Source organism: Microbacterium sp. AG157 (genome assembly GCF_003385695.1).
Lineage (GTDB): Bacteria > Actinomycetota > Actinomycetes > Actinomycetales > Microbacteriaceae > Microbacterium > Microbacterium testaceum.
Genome location: NZ_QRDK01000004.1, coordinates 532,396 through 550,396, shown reverse-complemented (window position 1 = coordinate 550,396; position 18,001 = coordinate 532,396). Strand labels below are relative to the sequence as shown.

18 protein-coding genes are annotated in these 18,001 nt (G+C 68.9%); 15 read left to right on the top strand and 3 right to left on the bottom strand.

The features are described 5' to 3' along the window. The first annotated feature begins 1 nt into the window (after position 1). The 4 genes from DEU35_RS15465 to typA all read left to right on the top strand — a co-directional run bounded on the left by DEU35_RS15465 (position 2) and on the right by typA (position 6,864). On the top strand, positions 2–925 hold the full coding sequence (locus DEU35_RS15465; RefSeq protein ID WP_103210907.1) for an ABC transporter permease: 924 nt from the start codon (positions 2–4) through the stop codon (positions 923–925). 16 nt (positions 926–941) lie between these two features. After that, entirely contained in the window at positions 942–3,110 is a 2,169-nt protein-coding gene (locus DEU35_RS15460) for an ABC transporter ATP-binding protein (protein ID WP_116240019.1), read from the top strand. Between the two features lie 4 nt (positions 3,111–3,114). Then, entirely contained in the window at positions 3,115–4,794 is a 1,680-nt protein-coding gene (locus DEU35_RS15455) for an ABC transporter family substrate-binding protein (protein ID WP_181904669.1), read from the top strand. Positions 4,795–4,950: 156 nt separating this feature from the next. Continuing rightward, entirely contained in the window at positions 4,951–6,864 is a 1,914-nt protein-coding gene (gene typA, locus DEU35_RS15450; protein ID WP_103210904.1) for a translational GTPase TypA, read from the top strand. 201 nt (positions 6,865–7,065) lie between these two features. Here typA and DEU35_RS15445 read toward each other — a convergent pair whose 3' ends face one another. Next, positions 7,066–7,617: a helix-turn-helix domain-containing protein gene (locus tag DEU35_RS15445; protein WP_103210903.1), complete on the bottom strand. Its 552-nt coding sequence runs from the start codon at positions 7,615–7,617 to the stop codon at positions 7,066–7,068. A 65-nt stretch (positions 7,618–7,682) separates the two neighbouring features. Here DEU35_RS15445 and DEU35_RS15440 point away from each other — a divergent pair, with 65 nt between their 5' ends. The 7 genes from DEU35_RS15440 (at position 7,683) to ddaH (ending at position 13,161) form a co-directional block, all read left to right on the top strand. Beyond that, positions 7,683–8,399 (top strand): AzlC family ABC transporter permease, encoded by a 717-nt coding sequence (locus DEU35_RS15440; RefSeq protein ID WP_116240082.1) that lies wholly within the window; start codon positions 7,683–7,685, stop codon positions 8,397–8,399. After that, on the top strand, positions 8,396–8,710 hold the full coding sequence (locus tag DEU35_RS15435) for an AzlD domain-containing protein (RefSeq protein WP_116240017.1): 315 nt from the start codon (positions 8,396–8,398) through the stop codon (positions 8,708–8,710). The genes DEU35_RS15440 and DEU35_RS15435 overlap by 4 nt, the downstream gene beginning before the upstream one ends. A gap of 44 nt (positions 8,711–8,754) precedes the next feature. Further along, a complete protein-coding gene (locus tag DEU35_RS15430; RefSeq protein ID WP_116240016.1) occupies positions 8,755–9,153 on the top strand; it encodes a DUF6113 family protein in 399 nt (132 codons plus the stop codon). 53 nt (positions 9,154–9,206) lie between these two features. Then, on the top strand, positions 9,207–9,527 hold the full coding sequence (gene fdxA / locus DEU35_RS15425) for a ferredoxin (protein ID WP_013586172.1): 321 nt from the start codon (positions 9,207–9,209) through the stop codon (positions 9,525–9,527). Positions 9,528–9,530: 3 nt separating this feature from the next. Beyond that, on the top strand, positions 9,531–10,634 hold the full coding sequence (dapC, locus tag DEU35_RS15420; RefSeq protein ID WP_116240015.1) for a succinyldiaminopimelate transaminase: 1,104 nt from the start codon (positions 9,531–9,533) through the stop codon (positions 10,632–10,634). A 218-nt stretch (positions 10,635–10,852) separates the two neighbouring features. Continuing rightward, the gene (locus DEU35_RS15415) at positions 10,853–12,148 is read left to right on the top strand and encodes a citrate synthase (RefSeq protein WP_116240014.1); all 1,296 of its coding nucleotides are present in this window, start codon (positions 10,853–10,855) and stop codon (positions 12,146–12,148) included. Between the two features lie 251 nt (positions 12,149–12,399). Next, positions 12,400–13,161, top strand: coding sequence for a dimethylargininase (ddaH, locus tag DEU35_RS15410; RefSeq protein WP_116240013.1), 762 nt, complete (start codon positions 12,400–12,402; stop codon positions 13,159–13,161). Between the two features lie 28 nt (positions 13,162–13,189). Here the strand turns inward: ddaH and dapD are convergent, their stop codons facing one another. Next, positions 13,190–14,110, bottom strand: a complete 921-nt coding sequence (dapD, locus tag DEU35_RS15405; RefSeq protein WP_116240012.1) for a 2,3,4,5-tetrahydropyridine-2,6-dicarboxylate N-succinyltransferase — start codon at positions 14,108–14,110, stop codon at positions 13,190–13,192. Between the two features lie 42 nt (positions 14,111–14,152). On the opposite strand from dapD, the gene dapE reads away from it, so the two are divergent. The 3 genes from dapE to DEU35_RS15390 all read left to right on the top strand — a co-directional run bounded on the left by dapE (position 14,153) and on the right by DEU35_RS15390 (position 16,713). Continuing rightward, on the top strand, positions 14,153–15,229 hold the full coding sequence (gene dapE / locus DEU35_RS15400; protein ID WP_116240011.1) for a succinyl-diaminopimelate desuccinylase: 1,077 nt from the start codon (positions 14,153–14,155) through the stop codon (positions 15,227–15,229). Next, the gene (locus DEU35_RS15395; RefSeq protein ID WP_116240010.1) at positions 15,226–16,449 is read left to right on the top strand and encodes a hypothetical protein; all 1,224 of its coding nucleotides are present in this window, start codon (positions 15,226–15,228) and stop codon (positions 16,447–16,449) included. Before dapE ends, DEU35_RS15395 begins: the two co-directional genes overlap by 4 nt. 93 nt (positions 16,450–16,542) lie before the next feature. Continuing rightward, a complete protein-coding gene (locus DEU35_RS15390; RefSeq protein ID WP_074615842.1) occupies positions 16,543–16,713 on the top strand; it encodes a DUF3117 domain-containing protein in 171 nt (56 codons plus the stop codon). 65 nt (positions 16,714–16,778) lie between these two features. On the opposite strand, the gene DEU35_RS15385 is transcribed toward DEU35_RS15390, so the two are convergent. Beyond that, complete coding sequence (locus DEU35_RS15385) at positions 16,779–17,414, bottom strand: O-methyltransferase (protein WP_103210894.1); 636 nt, start codon at positions 17,412–17,414, stop codon at positions 16,779–16,781. A 72-nt stretch (positions 17,415–17,486) separates the two neighbouring features. Between DEU35_RS15385 and DEU35_RS15380 the strand changes: the two genes are divergently transcribed. After that, complete coding sequence (locus tag DEU35_RS15380) at positions 17,487–17,858, top strand: Sec-independent protein translocase TatB (protein ID WP_103210893.1); 372 nt, start codon at positions 17,487–17,489, stop codon at positions 17,856–17,858. Positions 17,859–18,001: the final 143 nt, after the last annotated feature.

The following is an 18,001-nucleotide window of genomic DNA, read 5'->3' as shown; positions in this document are numbered from 1 at the left end:
CATGACCATGCAGGAAGAGGCCCTCGACGGATCGCTCGTCGCCACCAGCCCTGTCACCCGCGACCGCAAGCCGCTCTCGCGCGGAGCGCTCGTCCGCTCGCGCCTGCGCAAGATGCCGCGCTTCTGGGTGGGGGCGAGCATCCTCGTCTTCATCGTGCTCTGGGCCTTCGTCGGCCCGCTGCTGTACCCCTACGACGCGACCCAGCGCGATTTCCTCAACGTCGGTCTCGGGCCCACCCAACTGCACTGGTTCGGCACCAACGGCATCGGTCAGGACATCTACGCCCAAACCCTCGTGGGTCTGCAGAAGTCGCTCATCATCGGCGCCCTCGCCGGTATCGGCGCCACGCTGATCGCGGCGGCCGTGGGTTCGCTCGCCGGCTACCTCGGCGGCAAGATCGACGCGGTCATCGGGTGGCTCATCCACCTTCTGCTCGTCATCCCGTCGTTCTTCATCCTCGTGCTGCTGAGCCCGCTGACACGCGGCCTGTCGTGGCTGGCGCTGACGTTCTTCCTCGCGGTGTTCAGCTGGATGATCCTCGCCCAGGTCGTGCGCAACCAGACGCGGTCGCTGCGCAACCGCGATTTCGTCCGCGCGGCGCGCTACATGGGCATGCCGACCCGGCAGATCCTGGGCCGCCACATCATTCCCAACATCGCGTCGCTGCTCATCATCGACGCAACCCTCGGCATCGTCTCGGCCATCATGGCCGAGACCTCGCTCAGCTACTTCGGCTTCGGCGTCCAGGCGCCCGACGTCTCGCTCGGCACACTGCTCGCGTCGGGCACGTCGGCCGCGGTGACCCGCCCGTGGCTGTTCGTGTACCCCGCCGGCGTGCTGATCGTGCTGCTCCTGGCCATCAGCCTCATCGGCGACGCCCTGCGCGACGCCATCGACCCCACCTCGGGAGCGAACCGTGACTGACACCCGATCCGCCACCATGCTGTCCTCGACCGGCCGCTCGCCGCTGCTGTCGGTCCGCGACCTCAGCGTCACTTTCCCGCAGCGTGACGGCGCTGCGGTCCGTGCGGTCCGCGGCATCTCGTACGACGTGCACGAGGGCGAGTTCCTCGGAATCGTGGGGGAGTCCGGCTCCGGGAAGAGCGTGTCGTCGCTCGCCGTGATGGGGCTGCTGCCCTCGAACGCGCAGGTCGAGGGCGACATCCTCTACGACGGGCGCTCCCTGCTTGGGATGAACGACGGGCAGCTGTCGAAGATCCGCGGCGCCGAGCTGGCGATGGTCTTCCAAGACCCCCTGTCGGCACTGACCCCGGTCTACACGGTCGGCGACCAGATCTCCGAGGGACTCCGTCTGCACGATCGCGCTCTGAGCGCCCAGGCGGCGCAGGCCCGCAGCGTCGAGCTGCTCAAGCTCGTCGGCATCCCGGATGCCGAGCGTCGGGCCCGCGCGTACCCCCACGAGTTCTCGGGCGGTATGCGTCAACGCGCGATGATCGCCATGGCGATCGCGAACGACCCGCGCGTGATCATCGCCGACGAGCCGACCACGGCTCTCGACGTCACCATTCAGGCGCAGATCCTCGAGGTGCTGCAGAAGGCCCGGGAGGTGACGGGCGCCGCCGTGGTGCTCATCACGCACGACCTGGGCGTCGTCGCCGGTCACGCCGACCGTGTCGCGGTCATGTACGCCGGCAAGCTCGTCGAGCGAGGGACGGTCGACGAGATCTTCCACGATCCGCACATGCCGTACACGGTGGGCCTGCTGCGCTCGGTGCCGAACATGCAGACCGCGGGTTCGCACAGACTGGTCCCGCTCGAGGGGCGCCCGCCGTCCCTCGCCGCCCTCCCGAAGGGGTGCCCGTTCGCCGCCCGCTGCCCGATCGCGATCGACGCGTGCCACGACATCGAGCCCGTCCTGGAGGTCCACGGGACGGTGCCCGACCATGTCGCGGCGTGCATCCGCTCCGGTGAGATCGCCTCCGGCGCCCTTGCGCGGCCCGATATCTTCCCGCGACCCGAGGCGCTGGGTGAGATCCCGCCGCTGCGCCCCGACGTGACCCCCGCCGTCGAGGTCACCAACCTCGTAAAGCATTTCCCGCTCATGAAGGGCTCGGTCTTCCCTCGTCGCGTCGGCACGGTCCGCGCCGTCGACGGCATCTCGTTCTCGATCCAACCGGGTCGCACGATGGGCCTGGTGGGGGAGTCGGGCTGCGGCAAGACCACCACGATCCTCGAGATCATGGAGATGGTCGCCCCGCAGAGCGGCAGCATCCACATCAACGGCACCGACGTCGCCACGGTCAACCGCAGAGACAAGGCGGTGCTGCGCAAGGGGATCCAGATCGTCTTCCAGGATCCGATGGGCGCGATCGACCCGCGCCTGCCGGTCGGCGAGGTCATCACCGAACCGCTGCTGGTGCAGGGCGTCCCGCGTGCCGAACGCGATCGCAAGATGCGGGAGCTGCTCGACCTCGTGGGGCTCGACCCGAACATGTCCGACCGCTATCCGCACGAGTTCTCGGGCGGGCAGCGTCAGCGCATCGGCATCGCGCGGGCTCTGGCGACCGACCCCGCGGTCGTCGTCCTCGACGAGCCGGTCTCGGCGCTCGACGTGTCGATCCAGGCCGGTGTGATCAACCTGCTCGAAGACCTGAAGGAGCGACTCGGGCTCTCGTTCTTGTTCGTCGCGCACGACCTCGCGGTGGTGCGTCAGATCGCGGACGACGTCTCGGTCATGTACCTCGGACGCATCGTCGAGCAGGGCCCCGTCGACGAGGTGTTCGACGACCCCCGGCATCCGTACACCAAGGCCCTCATCTCGGCGGCTCCCATCCCGGATCCGCGCATCGAGCGTGCGCGTACGCGCATCCTGCTCGACGGCGACCTTCCGAGTCCCACGCAGGAGATCTCGGGATGCCGCTTCCGCACGCGGTGCCCGCTCTACCGCCTGCTGCCCGACGCGGACCGGCGCCGGTGCGACAACGACGACCCGGGCTTGCGCACCCAGGCGCACTCCCAGGTGGCGTGCCACTACGCCGAACGATCCGACCTCGTCCTCGAGACGGTGCCGCTCGGATCCCCCCGAACGTCCCCGACCGACGGCACCACGTCGGCGGGGGCCCTTCCCGATCACCAACGAGAGGATTGATCACATGAGAATGCGTAAAGCGAAGGCTCTCAGCGCTCTCGCGCTGCTGAGCGCCGCGGCCCTGGCGATCGCCGGGTGCGCGCCGGGCAACACGGCGGCCCCTTCGGCCAACCCCGAAGACCAGAACTCGCTGCCCTCGACCGCGTGGGTTCGCGCCGACGCCTCCGACGTCAAGGACGGCGGCACGCTCACTCTCGCGGTCGATTCCATGCCCGTGAACTGGAACAACTTCCAGATCGACGGCAACGAGGTCAACACCAACAACATCGTCGCGGCGATGCAGGGTGGCCCCATCCGGATCGGCGAGGACGGCAAGCCCGTCGTCGACAAGAACTACGCGTCCTCCGTCGAACTGACCAGCACCGACCCCCAGAAGGTCGAGATCAAGCTCAACCCGGATGCCAAGTGGGAAGACGGCACGCCCATCACCGTCGCCGACTACCAGGCCACCTGGAAGGCCAACAACGGCAGCAACCCTGCGTACGTCGTCATCTCGACGACCGGCTGGGACCAGATCTCCTCCGTCGAGCAGGGCACCGACCAGTTCGACGTCGTCATCACCTTCTCGTCGGTGTTCGCCGACTGGCAGAGCCTGTTCGGCCAGGTGCTGCCCGCGAGCGTCGCCAACGACCCGAACACCTTCAACACCGGATACCTCACCAAGGCGCTCCCGTCCTCGGGTCCCTTCAAGCTCGCGAGCTTCGACTCGACGGCCGGTGTCGCGACGCTCGAGCCGAACCCCAACTGGTGGGGTGACAAGCCCAAGCTCGACTCGGTCGTCTTCCGTGCCGTGAGCCAGAGCCAGCAGGGCACCTCGTTCAGCAACGGTGAGATCGACGCGCTGAACATCAGCTCCAACGCCGACCTGTACCAGACGGCCCAGAACGTCCCGGGCGCCGAGATCCAGGCGTCCAACGGTCTGACATGGACGCACATCACCATGCGCGCCTCGAGCGGACCGCTCGCCGACGTCAACGTCCGCAAGGCCGTGGCATCCATCGTCAACCGCGGTCAGATCGCGAACAACGCGAACTCGCCGGTCGGCGTTCCCGCCATCACGCAGGGCAGCTACATCTTCATGCCCGGCCAGGACGGGTACACCGACGACTCCCTGCCCTACGACGTCGATGCGGGCACCAAGTACCTCGAGGCCGCCGGCTACACGAAGGACGGCGACTCCTGGACCAAGGACGGCACCGCGCTCTCGTTCAAGGTGACGGTCCCGGCCGACACGACGACGAACATCCAGCGCGCCGAGCAGATCCAGGCGGACCTCGCCGAGGTCGGCATCCCGGTCGAGCTCGTCTCGGTTCCGGTCGGCAGCTACTTCTCGGACTACATCATCAAGGGTGATTTCGAGATGGTGACGTTCTCGTGGCAGGGCACCGCGTACCCGATCTCGTCGACCCGTTCGCTGTTCACGCCCGTCGACTCGGCGCAGAACTACACCGGCATCGCCGACCCGCGCCTGGACGCCCTGTGGGCCAAGGCCAACTCGGAGCTCGACCCCGACGCGCGCCTGCAGACCGCACAGGAGATCGACAAGGTGCTCTGGGAGTCCGTGCCGATCATCCCGATCGCGCCGCTGCCGAACGTCTACGCCGTCAAGCAGGGTCTCGTGAACTGGGGCGCCACCCAGTTCGAGACCATCGATTGGACGATCGTGGGCTTCGCCAACTCCTGATCCGGTGACGAAGAGGGGCGGGATCCTGCGGGATCCCGCCCCTTTTTCCTGGCGCGTCGCTTCCTGAACGTCTTCTGCCCGGGAGTGTCGCAGGCGCCCGGTAGACTAGGCAGGCCCGATTCCGGGCATCACCCCGAATTTTCCTGGAGACCCTCCATGGCGCACGCCCTTCGTCCTGACCTCCGTAACGTCGCGATCGTCGCGCACGTCGACCACGGCAAGACGACTCTCGTCGACGCCATGCTCCGCCAGACCGGCTCGTTCGGCGACCACGCGCACGTCGAAGAGCGTGCGATGGACTCGAACGATCTCGAGCGCGAAAAGGGCATCACGATCCTCGCCAAGAACACGGCGATCACGTACAACGGCATCCACTCCGACGTGCCGGTGACGATCAACGTCATCGACACCCCCGGTCACGCCGACTTCGGTGGAGAGGTCGAGCGCGGTCTGTCCATGGTCGACGGCGTGGTGCTGCTCGTCGACGCGTCCGAGGGCCCGCTGCCCCAGACGCGCTTCGTGCTGCGCAAGGCTCTCGAGGCGAAGCTGCCCGTCATCCTGCTGGTCAACAAGACCGACCGCCCCGATGCGCGCATCGCCGAGGTCGAGGAGGAGGCGCATGACCTGCTGCTGGGCCTCGCGTCGGACCTCGTCGACGACGTGCCCGATCTCGACGTCGACGCCCTGCTCGACGTCCCCGTCGTCTACGCCTCGGGCCGCGCGGGTGCCGCATCGCTCAACCGCCCCGACAACGGTTCGCTGCCCGACAACGACGACCTCGAGCCGCTGTTCGCGGCGATCCTCGAGCACGTTCCGGCTCCGTCCTACGACGACGAGGCGCCCCTGCAGGCCTGGGTCACGAACCTCGACTCCTCGCCCTTCCTCGGCCGCCTCGCGCTGCTGCGCGTCTTCAACGGCACGCTCAAGAAGGGCCAGACCGTGGCCTGGGTGCGCGCCGACGGCACCACCAGCAACGCCCGTGTCACCGAGCTGCTCAAGACCCGTGCCCTCGAGCGCTACCCCGCCGAAGATGCCGGCCCCGGAGACATCGTCGCCATCGCCGGTTTCCCCGACATCACCATCGGCGAGACGATCGCCGACCCCGAAGATGTGCGTCCGCTCAAGGCGATCACCGTCGACGACCCGGCCATCTCGATGACCATCGGCACCAACACCTCGCCCCTCATGGGCAAGGTCAAGGGACACAAGCTCACCGCGCGCATGGTCAAGGATCGCCTCGACCGCGAGCTCATCGGTAACGTCTCGCTCAAGGTCGTCGACATCGGACGCCCCGACGCGTGGGAGGTCCAGGGGCGCGGCGAGCTCGCACTGGCCATCCTCGTCGAGAACATGCGTCGCGAGGGCTTCGAGCTCACCGTGGGCAAGCCCCAGGTGGTCACCAAGCGCGGCGAAGACGGCAAGCTCAAGGAGCCCTTCGAGCACCTGACGATCGACGCCCCCGAAGAGCACCTCGGCGCGATCACCCAGCTGATGGCGGCCCGCAAGGGACGCATGGACAACATGACGAACCACGGCACCGGCTGGGTGCGCATGGAGTTCGTCGTGCCCTCGCGCGGTCTCATCGGCTTCCGCAGCGAGTTCCTCACCATCACGCGCGGTACCGGGATCGCCAACGCGATCTCGCACGGCTACGACGACTGGGCTGGCTCGATCACGACCCGTCAGAACGGCTCGATCGTCGCCGACCGCATGGGTGTCGTGACTCCGTTCGCCATGATCGCCCTGCAGGAGCGCATGAGCTTCTTCGTGCAGCCCACGGAAGAGGTCTACGAGGGCATGGTCATCGGCGAGAACTCCCGTGCGGACGACATGGACGTCAACATCACCAAGGAGAAGAAGCTGACGAACATGCGTTCGTCGACCTCCGACTCCTTCGAGTCGATGACGCCCCCGCGCCTGCTCACGCTGGAGGAGTCGCTCGAGTTCGCGCGCGACGACGAATGCGTCGAGGTCACGCCCGAGAAGGTGCGCATCCGCAAGGTCGTGCTCGACGCGACCGAGCGCGGCCGCGCGGCCTCGCGCATGAAGCGTCAGGATGCCAACGCCTGAGCGTTCGCGTCCTGGAACGGCCCCGCCTGCCTTGCGCTGAGCGGGGCCGTTCGCTGTTTCCTCCCCGTTGAGTGTCCGCAACACCCGGACGTCTCGGAAATCATCCCGGGTGTCGTGGACACTCGACCTTCTGGTGATGAACGACCTCGATCGCGTGTGCGCCAACTCCCGGACCGTCACCTGCGCCCGGGCTGCGGGTCGTCAGCGCGACTCGATGACGCACACGGCGCTCATGCCGGGCGTCAGCGCCTCGAAGATGTGCGGGGAATCGCCGGCGTACGAGAGGTAATCGCCGGGGGACAACTCGTACGGCGCGTCGGCGGGGCCGACGAGTCCGCGACCCGACACCAGCACGACGTGTTCGACCGTTCCCCGGGGGTGGGGATCGGATCGACGAGGCTGTCCGGGCTCGGCCGAGAGCAGGTAGATGTCGCGGCGTGCATGCGGAGGGCTCGCCGACAAGAGGACGGCGACGTACTCGGATGCCGACGACGCCACCGCCGTGCTCGCCTCTCCCGCGCGGATCAGCGTGGGGGAGTGCGCGTCCTCGTCGACGAAGTCCGCGAAGGTGATCTCGAGCGCGGACGCCAGAGCCCACAGCGTTTCGACGCTCGGGTTTCCTCCGCCGTTCTCGAGCTGGGACACGGTCGCCTTGGCGACCTTCGCGCGACGCGCGAGCTCGGACACACTCAGATCCCGTCTCTCCCGCTCGCGTCGGAGGTTCGCGGCGATGCGGTCGCTCAGATCGCTCATGTGTTCATTATCGTCGCCGATCGTTCGACTTGACGAACGTGACGCTGTCGTTCACGATGATGTTCATGCGTTCGCTGTACCGAACACCCGAGGGTGTGGCCACCCGTCAGGGGCTCGCTGTCGCCCTGGCCACCAGTGCCTACGGCATCTCTTTCGGGGCGCTGTCGGTGGCATCCGGTCTCGATATCTGGCAGACCTGCGTGCTGAGCCTGCTGATGTTCACGGGGGGATCGCAGTTCGCCTTCGTCGGCGTCATCGCTGCCGGGGGTTCGGCTGCGGCCCCCGCGGCGATCGCGTCGTCGGCGCTCCTGGGTGTGCGCAACGCCGCGTACGCGATGCGCATGGCACCGGTCGTGGCGGGTGGGTTGTGGCGGAAGGCCTCGGCCACGCAGTTCACGATCGACGAATCCGTCGCGGTCGGCCTGGCGCAGGCCGAACCCCGCGCACGCCAGGTCGGCTTCTGGGTGACGGGGGTGGCGATCTGGCTCGGCTGGAACCTGTCGACCCTCCTCGGTGCGCTCCTCGGCGATGTGCTCGGCGACCCGCGCGCGTACGGTCTCGACGCCGCGGCCGCGGCGGCGTTCCTCGCCCTCCTCTGGCCGCGCCTGCGCGGGCGGCAGCCGCTGGCTGTGGCGGCGGGCGCGGCGATCGTCGCGGCGCTGCTCACACCGTGGCTCATGCCCGGTATCCCGGTGATCGCCGCGGCCGGAGTCGCGATCGCGGTCGGCCTGTTCGACCCGCGGCCCGCGACGACGTCGACGGACGAGGGGCGGATGCCATGACCCTGTGGACCGCCGTGCTCGCGGCATCCGTTCTCTGCGTCGCGCTCAAGGCGACCGGATACCTGCTTCCGGCGCACTGGCTCGATGCTCCTCGCCCGGCGCGCATCGCGGACCTCCTCACCGTCGCTCTTCTCGCGGCGCTCGTGATGGTGCAGACCCTCGGAGCAGGCTCCGCGGTCGTCGTAGACGCGCGGCTTCCTGCCGTAGGAGTCGCCGCCCTGTTGCTGTGGGCACGTGCGCCCTTCCTCGTCGTGGTGGCCGCCGCGGCAGCCACCGCCGCGCTGCTGCGGCTCTGGGGGTGGGCGGTGTGAAGCGCTCAGGCTCCGCGCATAGCCGTCCCGCCTAGACTCGGGCGGTGACTTCTACGATTCTTCGCGTCGTCGGCTGGGTGGTGGCTCTGCTCGTCGGGGCTTTCTACGGAGCAGCCGGCACGGTCGCTCAGGCCTTCCTCGTCGGCCCGGTGCCGGTCGGTCTGATCCTCGCGACGATCGGCAGTGCCGCGCTGCTCATCGCGCTGCGCACCCTCACCGGCGACCGCATCAACGCTCTCGCCGGAGGACTCGGCATCACCGCTGCGACCTACGTCTTCTCGCAGGTGGGCCCGGGCGGCTCCGCGATCGTGGCGGCGCCCACCGCGGGCACCGAGTGGATCCCGCTGGTATGGACGGTCGTCGGGCCTGCGCTGATGGTGCTCGTCGCTTTCTGGCCCGACTTCACGAAGCTGCAGGCCCCCGCGCGTCCGGCTGAATCCTAAGCCCGCGGGCCCGTCGGCGGAGTCGGTCGCTCCGGCGCGATTAGACTGAGCGGGTGACTTACGTGATCGCCCTCCCGTGTGTCGATGTCAAAGACCGCGCCTGCATCGATGAGTGTCCCGTCGATTGCATCTACGAGGGTGAACGATCGCTCTACATCCACCCCGACGAGTGCGTCGACTGCGGTGCGTGCGAGCCGGTATGCCCCGTCGAAGCCATCTACTACGAGGACGACCTCCCCGAAGAGTGGTCCGACTACTACAAGGCCAACGTCGAGTTCTTCGACGACATCGGCTCTCCCGGCGGGGCGGCCAAGGTGGGCGTGATCGCGAAGGACCACCCCGTCATCACCGCGCTGCCCCCGCAGAGCCACTGAGCCGTGGGCGTCGCCGACCTCGCCGACTACCCGTGGGACGCCGTCGCCCCGTATGCGGAGCGCGCGCGGCGACACCCCGACGGCATCGTCGACCTGTCGATCGGTTCGCCCGTCGATCCGACTCCCGCCGTCATCGCCGAGGCCCTCGCCGACGCGACCGACGCGCACGCCTATCCGCAGACCGCCGGCACGCCGGCCCTGCGCGAAGCCATTGCCGCGTGGTACGAGCGTCGTCGGCGTGTCCCGGGCCTGAGCGCGGCGAACGTCCTGCCGACCGTCGGCTCGAAGGAGCTGGTCGCTCTGCTGCCGCTGCTGCTGGGGCTCGGCCCGGGCGATGCCGTGGTCCATCCCCGCGCCGCCTACCCCACCTACGAGGTGGGCGCGCGGCTGGTGGGCGCCGAGGCCGTGGCATCCGACGACCCCTCAGAGTGGCCCGCACACACGCGCCTGGTGTGGATCAACTCGCCGGGCAACCCCGACGGCCGCGTCCTGTCGGCCGATGAGCTTCGGGGTGCCGTGACCCGAGCGCGCGAGATCGGTGCGGTCCTCGCCTCCGACGAGTGCTACGCCGAGCTGGGCTGGGATGCCCCGTGGGACGCGCAGCCCGTGCCGAGCGTTCTCGACCCGACCGTGGTCGACGGGGATCTCACCGACGTGCTCTCGGTGTACTCGCTGAGCAAGCAGTCGAACCTCGCCGGATACCGCGCAGCGTTCCTCGCCGGCGACCCTGTGCTCGTCTCGCGGCTGCTGACCGGGCGCAAGCATCTCGGCCTCCTGCCCCCCGCTCCCGTGCAGCGCGCGATGACGGTGGCCCTCGGCGACGACGCGCACGTGGTCGAGCAGCGCGAGCGCTACGCCCGCCGCCGCGCCGTGCTGAAACCCGCGGTGGAGGCAGCCGGCTTCACGATCGACCGCAGCGAGGGTGGACTCTACCTCTGGGCGACCGAGGGGCGCGACGCGTGGGAGAGCGTGGGTCGGCTGTCGGAGCTCGGCATCCTGGTGGGGCCGGGGCACTTCTACGGCACCCACTTCCCGCATCACGTGCGTTTCTCGCTCACCGCGACCGACGAGCGCATCGCCGCGGCCGCGGAGCGTCTGCGCGCCTGACCAGGAGGTTCCCTCCATTCGATGGGGGCGACCTTTAGCGGTGTCATCTGTACGTCGGAGTGGCTACTAGGCTGTAAAGGCAGGTCGTTCGGGGTCATCCTCCGCGCGCCCCGCCGACCCGGATGCCATACCCGTGGCATCCAACGGTCGACAAGATCGCGGGTGCCGCAACCCCCGCGTTCGACCACACGGGCGACCAGGAATCGCAAGGAGGCGCGGTGAGCGACGCGGGCACGCATCAGGAGAAGGCCACTCTCACGGTAGGGGGCACCACCGCCGAATTCCCGGTCCTGCGAGGCACCGACGGCGTTCCGAGCATCGACATCGCGTCGCTGACGAAGCAGACCGGTCACACCACGCTCGACTACGGTTTCGTCAACACGGCGTCGACGAAGTCCGACATCACGTACATCGACGGTGACCAGGGCATCCTCCGCTACCGCGGCTACCCGATCGAGCAGCTGGCGAAGAACAGCACCTACCTCGAGGTCGCGTGGCTGCTCATCTACGGCGAGCTGCCCTCGGCATCCGAGCTGGCGTCTTTCGACGAGCGGATCCGCCGTCACACGCTGCTGCACGAAGACCTGAAGAGCCTCTTCTCGGCGCTGCCGCCCACCGCGCACCCCATGTCGGTGCTCTCGGCGGCGACGGCCGCACTCTCGACCTACTACGAGGCCGAGTCCGACCCGCACAACCCCGAGCACGTCGAGCTGAACACGGTCCGCATGCTCGCGAAGCTCCCCGTGATCGCGGCCTACGCGCACAAGAAGAGCATCGGGCAGGCCTTCCTGTACCCCGACAACTCGCTCGGCTTCGTCGACAACTTCCTCAAGCTGAACTTCGGCGTGCACAGCGAGCCCTTCGAGGCCAACCCGGTCATGACGAAGGCCCTCGATCTGCTGCTGATGCTGCACGAGGACCACGAGCAGAACGCCTCGACCTCGACCGTGCGACTGGTTGGCTCGACCGGAGCGAACCAGTTCGCGTCGATCTCCGCCGGCATCCAGGCGCTGTCCGGCCCCCTGCACGGTGGCGCGAACGAGGCCGTGCTGCAGATGCTCGCGCGCATCCGCGACTCCGGCGAGAGCGTCGAGCGCTTCGTCGAGCGGGTGAAGAACAAAGAGCAGGGCGTCAAGCTCATGGGCTTCGGGCACCGCGTCTACAAGAACTACGACCCGCGCGCCAAACTCGTGAAGGAGTCGGCCGACGAGGTGCTCGAGGCCCTCGGCGTCAGCGACCCGCTGCTCGATCTCGCCAAGGAGCTCGAGCAGATCGCTCTCGAGGACGACTACTTCAAGGAGCGTCGCCTCTACCCGAACGTCGACTTCTACACCGGGGTGATCTACAAGGCGATGGGCTTCCCCACGCGCATGTTCACGGTGCTGTTCGCGATTGGTCGCCTGCCCGGTTGGCTCGCGCAGTGGCGCGAAGCGATCACCGACCCGCAGACCAAGATCGGTCGCCCGCAGCAGCTGTACACGGGTGCCGCCGAGCGCAACTACCCCGGGGTCTGACCCCGACCCGAAGCGCCCCGTCCCTCTCGCCAGGGGCGGGGCGCTTCGTCGTGCGCGCTGACCGGTGATCGGTGCGGTGAGGCGCGTGCGCGCCGTGCCCCGCAGCGGGTGCGGGGGCACGCATAAACGCGATTCGCGCGTAAAAACGCGAGGAGATCGCGTTTATGCGCGCGAACGGCGTTTATGCGTGAGGGGGGCGGATGCCGGGTGCCCAGGCCGCCGCCGAGGACGCCAACCAGTAGGGTCGGGGCATGCCGCGCCTGTTCGTCCGCCGCCCCTCGCCCCAGCTCGCCGACGGCGAGCTCACCCACCTCGATCGCGTGCCGGTCGACCCCGAGCTCGCGCTCGAGCAGTGGCACGGATATGTCGACGTCTTCCGCTCGCGCGGGTGGGAGATCGTCGAGATCGTCCCGGCCGACGACCAGCCCGACGGTGTGTTCGTCGAGGACGCCGTGGTGATCTTCGGCGAGCTCGCCGTGCTGTGCCGGGCGGGGGCGCCCTCGCGCCGCGGCGAGATCGAGAGCGTGCGGGCCGGGGTGCGGGCATACGGAATCGAAAGCGTGGAGATCGTCGAGCCCGGGACTCTCGACGGGGGCGACGTCTTGAAGGTCGGCCGCACCGTGTATGTCGGGGCGTCGTCGCGGACGAACGCAGCGGGTATCGGCCAGCTGCGCGAGGTGCTCGCCTCCCGTGGGTGGGAGGTGCGCGAGATCCCGGTCACGAAAGTCCTGCACCTCAAGTCGGGCGTGACGGCGCTACCCGACGGCACGGTCGTCGGGTTCGAGCCGCTGGTGGACGATCCTTCGCTGTTCCCCGTGTTCGCGGGCGTTCCGGAAGAGCACGGTACGGCCGTGGTGGTGCTCGACGAGAGCACGGTGCTGATGTCGTCCGATGCCCCGGCGACGGCCGAAGAGCATCGGTTCCGCGGCCTCGACGTCGTCACCGTGGATGTGAGCGAGTTCGAGAAGCTCGAGGGCTGCGTCACCTGCCTGTCGGTACGGGTGCGCGACTGAGCCGCAGCCCGACGAGGCCGAGGGCGGCTCAGGCGTGCAGCGCCTCGTTCAGCGTCACGCCCACCCCGGAGCGGGCCGATGCCTCGACGGCGCCGGTGAGGGAGTTGCGGCGGAACAGGATGCCGTCGCGACCCGACAGTTCGCCGGCCTTGACCGTCTCGTCGCCGACGCGGACCTTCGTGCCGGCCGTCACGTAGAGGCCCGCCTCGACGACGCAGTCGTCACCGAGCGAGATGCCGATGCCCGCGTTCGCACCGAGGAGGGTACGCGCGCCGATCGAGACACGGTGGGTTCCTCCGCCCGAGAGGGTACCCATGATCGAGGCTCCGCCGCCGATGTCGGTGCCGTCGCCGATGACGACGCCCTGTGAGACGCGGCCCTCGATCATCGACGAACCGAGCGTGCCGGCGTTGAAGTTGACGAAGCCCTCGTGCATCACGGTCGTACCGGGGGAGAGGTGCGCGCCCAGGCGCACGCGCGAGGCATCGGCGATGCGCACGCCCGCGGGGAGCACGTAGTCGGTGAGGCGCGGGAACTTGTCGAGGCCCTGCAGCTCGATGCCGTGACGCTTCAGCTGCGGCAGCAGTCGAGCCGCGTCGTCGGGGTGCACGGGACCGGCGTTGGTCCAGGCGACGTTGGGGAGGTGGCCGAAGATCCCGTCGAGGTTGATCTCGTTCGGGCGCACGAGCAGGTGGGACAGCGCGTGCAGACGCAGGTAGGCGTCCGCGGTCGAGGCGGGGGGCTCGTCGGCGTCGATCGTGAGCGCCACCGTCTCGACGACGACACCGCGTCGCTCATCGGGGCCCGCGGAGGATTCGAGCGCCGCCTTCTCGGCATCCAGGTCTGTCGAATCGCCCAGGACAGGGTTCGGGAACCAGGCGTCGAGCACCGTGCCCCCGGTGGTCCGCGTCGAGAGGCCGGCAGCACTGATGCGTCGTTCGTTGCTCACCGTCCCAGGGTACTGGGGCACTGCCTGTGGGAAGATCGGGGCATGCCCGCGCTCGACCTCACCCAGTCCTCGGCCGCCCTCACCCGGGCCGTTTGCGACATCCCCAGCGTCTCGGGAGACGAGACCCCTCTCGCGGATGCCATCGAGGCCGCCGTCTCCGCGTACGCCCACCTCGAGATCATTCGCGATGGCGACACGATCGTCGCCCGGACCAACCTCGGTCGCGACCGTCGCGTCGTGATCGCCGGGCACATCGACACCGTGCCGATCAACGGCAACCTCCCGGTGGAGGACCGCTCTGTCGACGGCGCCGACGTGATCTGGGGGCGCGGGACGGTCGACATGAAAGCCGGTGTCGCGGTGCAGCTGAAGCTCGCCGCCGAGCTCACCGAGCCCCCGGTCGACATCACGTGGATGTGGTACGACCACGAAGAGGTCGACTCCGCCCTGAACGGCCTCGGCAGGCTGTCGCGCAACCGCCCGGATCTGTTCGAGGGCGACTTCGCCATCCTGGGCGAGCCCAGCAACGGCGAGGTCGAGGGCGGCTGCAACGGAACGCTCCGTGCGATCGTTCGCACCGAAGGTGTCCGCGCCCACAGCGCGCGATCGTGGATCGGTGAGAACGCGATCCACAAGGCGGCCCCGATCCTCGCGCGCCTGGCAGAGTACCGCGCCCGCGAGATCGAGGTCGAGGGACTGGTCTACCGCGAGGGGCTCAACGCCGTGAGCATCTCGGGTGGCGTCGCGGGCAACGTCATCCCCGACGCCTGCGCCGTCGAGGTCAACTACCGCTTCGCTCCGAGCCGCGACGCCGCAGCCGCGACCCGTGTCGTCACCGACGTGTTCACCGGTTTCGACGTCGAGATCGTCGACGTGGCAGAGGGAGCTCGCCCCGGCCTCGACGCGGCTCTCGCGAAGGAGTTCGTGGATGCCGTGGGCGCCACGCCGAAACCCAAGTACGGCTGGACCGATGTCGCGCGGTTCTCTGCCCTCGGCATTCCGGCCGTCAATTACGGCCCCGGTGACCCGCACCTCGCGCACCACGACGAGGAGCGCGTGCCGCTCGCGCAGATCGACGCCGTCGAGCGCGGCTTGCGTGCCTGGCTGAGCGGGTCGTGACCACCGCGGCCACGACGCGCACGCGGGTCGGATGGGCGGATCGCCTGCCCGTGGCGGCACGTATCGCCATCGTCTACGCCGTGGCGCGCGTGGTCACGACGGGCTTCTTCCTTCTCGCGTCGGCGCTGTCGGGCCCGGGCTCGCGCTACGGAATCGCCCCCTCGCTCGAAAAGCTCGCCCTGGGGTGGGATGCGCAGTGGTACTGGTTCGCCGCCGTCTCGGGGTACCCGGTGGACCTGCCGATCGCCGCCGGCGGTCACGTCGCCGAGAACGCCTGGGCGTTCATGCCTCTGTATTCGTATCTCTCGGCCGCACTGGGCTTCCTGCTCGGGTCGTGGGGCGCGGGGGCCGTCGCGATCTCGCTGGCCGCGGGCTACGGCGCCTGTCTCGTGCTGCACTCCCTGCTGCGCGAACGCATCGGCGCGTCGCCCGCGATGTGGGCCGTGATCTTCTTCGCGTGCGGGCCGCTGGCCGCCCTGTTCCAGGTGGGCTACGCCGAGGCGCTGTTCCTCTTCTTCCTCTTCCTCGCCCTCCGGTGCGTCCAGCGGCGTCAGTGGGCCTGGCTGTACCTCCTCGTGCCGGCGATGGGATTCACGCGTCCCGGCATCCTGGCCTTCGCCCTGTTCCTCGGGCTCTATGGCATCCATCGACTCTTCCGTCGACGCGCGGATCCGCTGCCGACACGCGACATCGCGCACCTCGTGGCGCTCGGCGGGCTCTCGGTCGTCGTCGGATTCGCGTGGCAGGCGATCGCGGGATTCGTCACCGGCGACCCGGGCGCGTACCTGGCCACCGAACTGGCCTGGCGACGCAACTGGCTCGGGGACTCGAACGGCGGGTTCGTCCCCTTCGACGGGTTCGTGCAGGCCGCCGGGTTCTGGTTCACCCGCTGGGGGCTGGGCGCCGTGACCGGGTACGTGTTCCTCGCGCTGCTCGTGCTGGCCGTGGCCGCTCTGTTGCTGTTCTCGCCGCAGGTGAAGCGCCTCGGCATCGAAGTACGGCTGTGGTCGGCGAGTTACCTGGTCTACCTGCTGCTGGTGTTCTTTCCGCAGTCGAGTATTTTCCGGCTGCTGGTGCCGATCTCGCCGCTCTGGGGGGCTCTGGCAGTGCCCCGGTCCCGCGGGTGGAGGCTCGCGGTGCTCGCTGTGGCGCTGCTCGGACAGTGGTGGTGGATCTACAACATGTACGCCCTCGCGAACGCGTACTGGCAGATTCCCTGAGGCCCGTCGACCCTCGCTGCCCGCTCGGTACGACTCGCCACGCGGGATACCGGTAAACTTCTCAGGCAGACCAACGACGAAAAGGGGGCCGCGATGGCAGCCATGAAGCCGCGTACCGGCGACGGACCGATGGAGGCCGTGAAGGAGGGCCGGTTGATCATCGTGCGCGTGCCGCTCGAGGGCGGCGGGCGACTCGTCGTCTCGGTGAACGACGCCGAGGCGAAGGAACTCTACGACGTGCTCGGTGGTGTCGTCACCGCGTGACGCCCATCGACGCAGAGAAGGCCGGTCCCCGTGGGGGCCGGCCTTCTTCGTGCACTGGGGGAGGCTCAGTCCTCGGGCGGCCGTGTGGTGAGCTGCAGCAGACCCTCGCCGGTGGTCGACAGCGCGCCGATGACAGCGGGGGAGGACTGCACCTCCTGGATGAGAGAGCGGTAGGCCGTGGTCACCGGGTCACGGCGAACCGGGTCGGCCGCACCGTGCGCGAGTACTCGCGGGATGAGGACCGTGCCACCGGCGCGCACCAGGCGCAGGCCGTGCTCGACGTACTCGATGACGCCCTCGGGATCGGCGTCGATGAAGACGATGTCGTACGAGGCCTCGTTCATGCGCGGGAGGACATCCGCTGCCCGACCGGTGATGAACCGGGCCCGTGCGGCGGGTACCCGGGCGTCGATGAATGCGGACCGGGCTGCTCCGAGGTGCTCGGGCTCGCTGTCGATCGTCGTGATGGTCGCGCGAGGGGAGCCGTGCAGCAGCCAGAGTCCCGAGACCCCGCCGCCGGTGCCGACCTCGACGATGTTGAGAGCGCGGGATGCCGCCGAGATCACGGCCGCCTGCGCTCCGACCGCGGGGCTGATCGGCGCCGCTCCGAGCTCGAGCGCGTGCGCCCGGGCGCGAGCGATGTGCTCGGGCTCGACCGTCGACTCCTGCACGAACCGTTCGTTCGCCTCATGACCGCTCACGTGGACCTCCTCAGATCAGGCTAGACGGCGGATGGTCGCTCACCCCCTAGGCGAGGCCGGTAATCTGGACGCATGTTCTTCGGCCTCACGATCGAGAAGCTGATGCTGATCGGCGTGATTGCGGCGGTCCTCGTCGGCCCCGAGCGCCTCCCGCGATATGCGGAAGCGTTGGCCAAGTTCACCAAGCGCGCGAAAGAGACGCTGCAGGGTGCCCGCACGCGCATGCGCGACGAGATGGGCCCCGAGTTCGACGACGTCGACTGGAAGAAGCTCGACCCGCGGCAGTACGATCCGCGCCGCATCATTCGAGAGGCACTGCTCGACGACACCCCGACGGCGACCATGCGCGCCGCGGGCGCCGCAGCCCTCGCGGCGCGCGAGAAGCCGGCATCCGCTCCCTTCGTGGCGGGTGAGCGGCCGCCGTTCGACGACGAGGCGACCTGACGCGGATTCGGCGGCCGACCCGGGCAGTCATCTCTGAATCGGGTGGAGGTTCCTCCGCCTGTCGAAGGGCGGGGTCTGCGTGGTGGCTTCGACAGGATCCTCCGCCTGGGGCGGCGTCGGACGACGGCGTGTCACGAGAACAG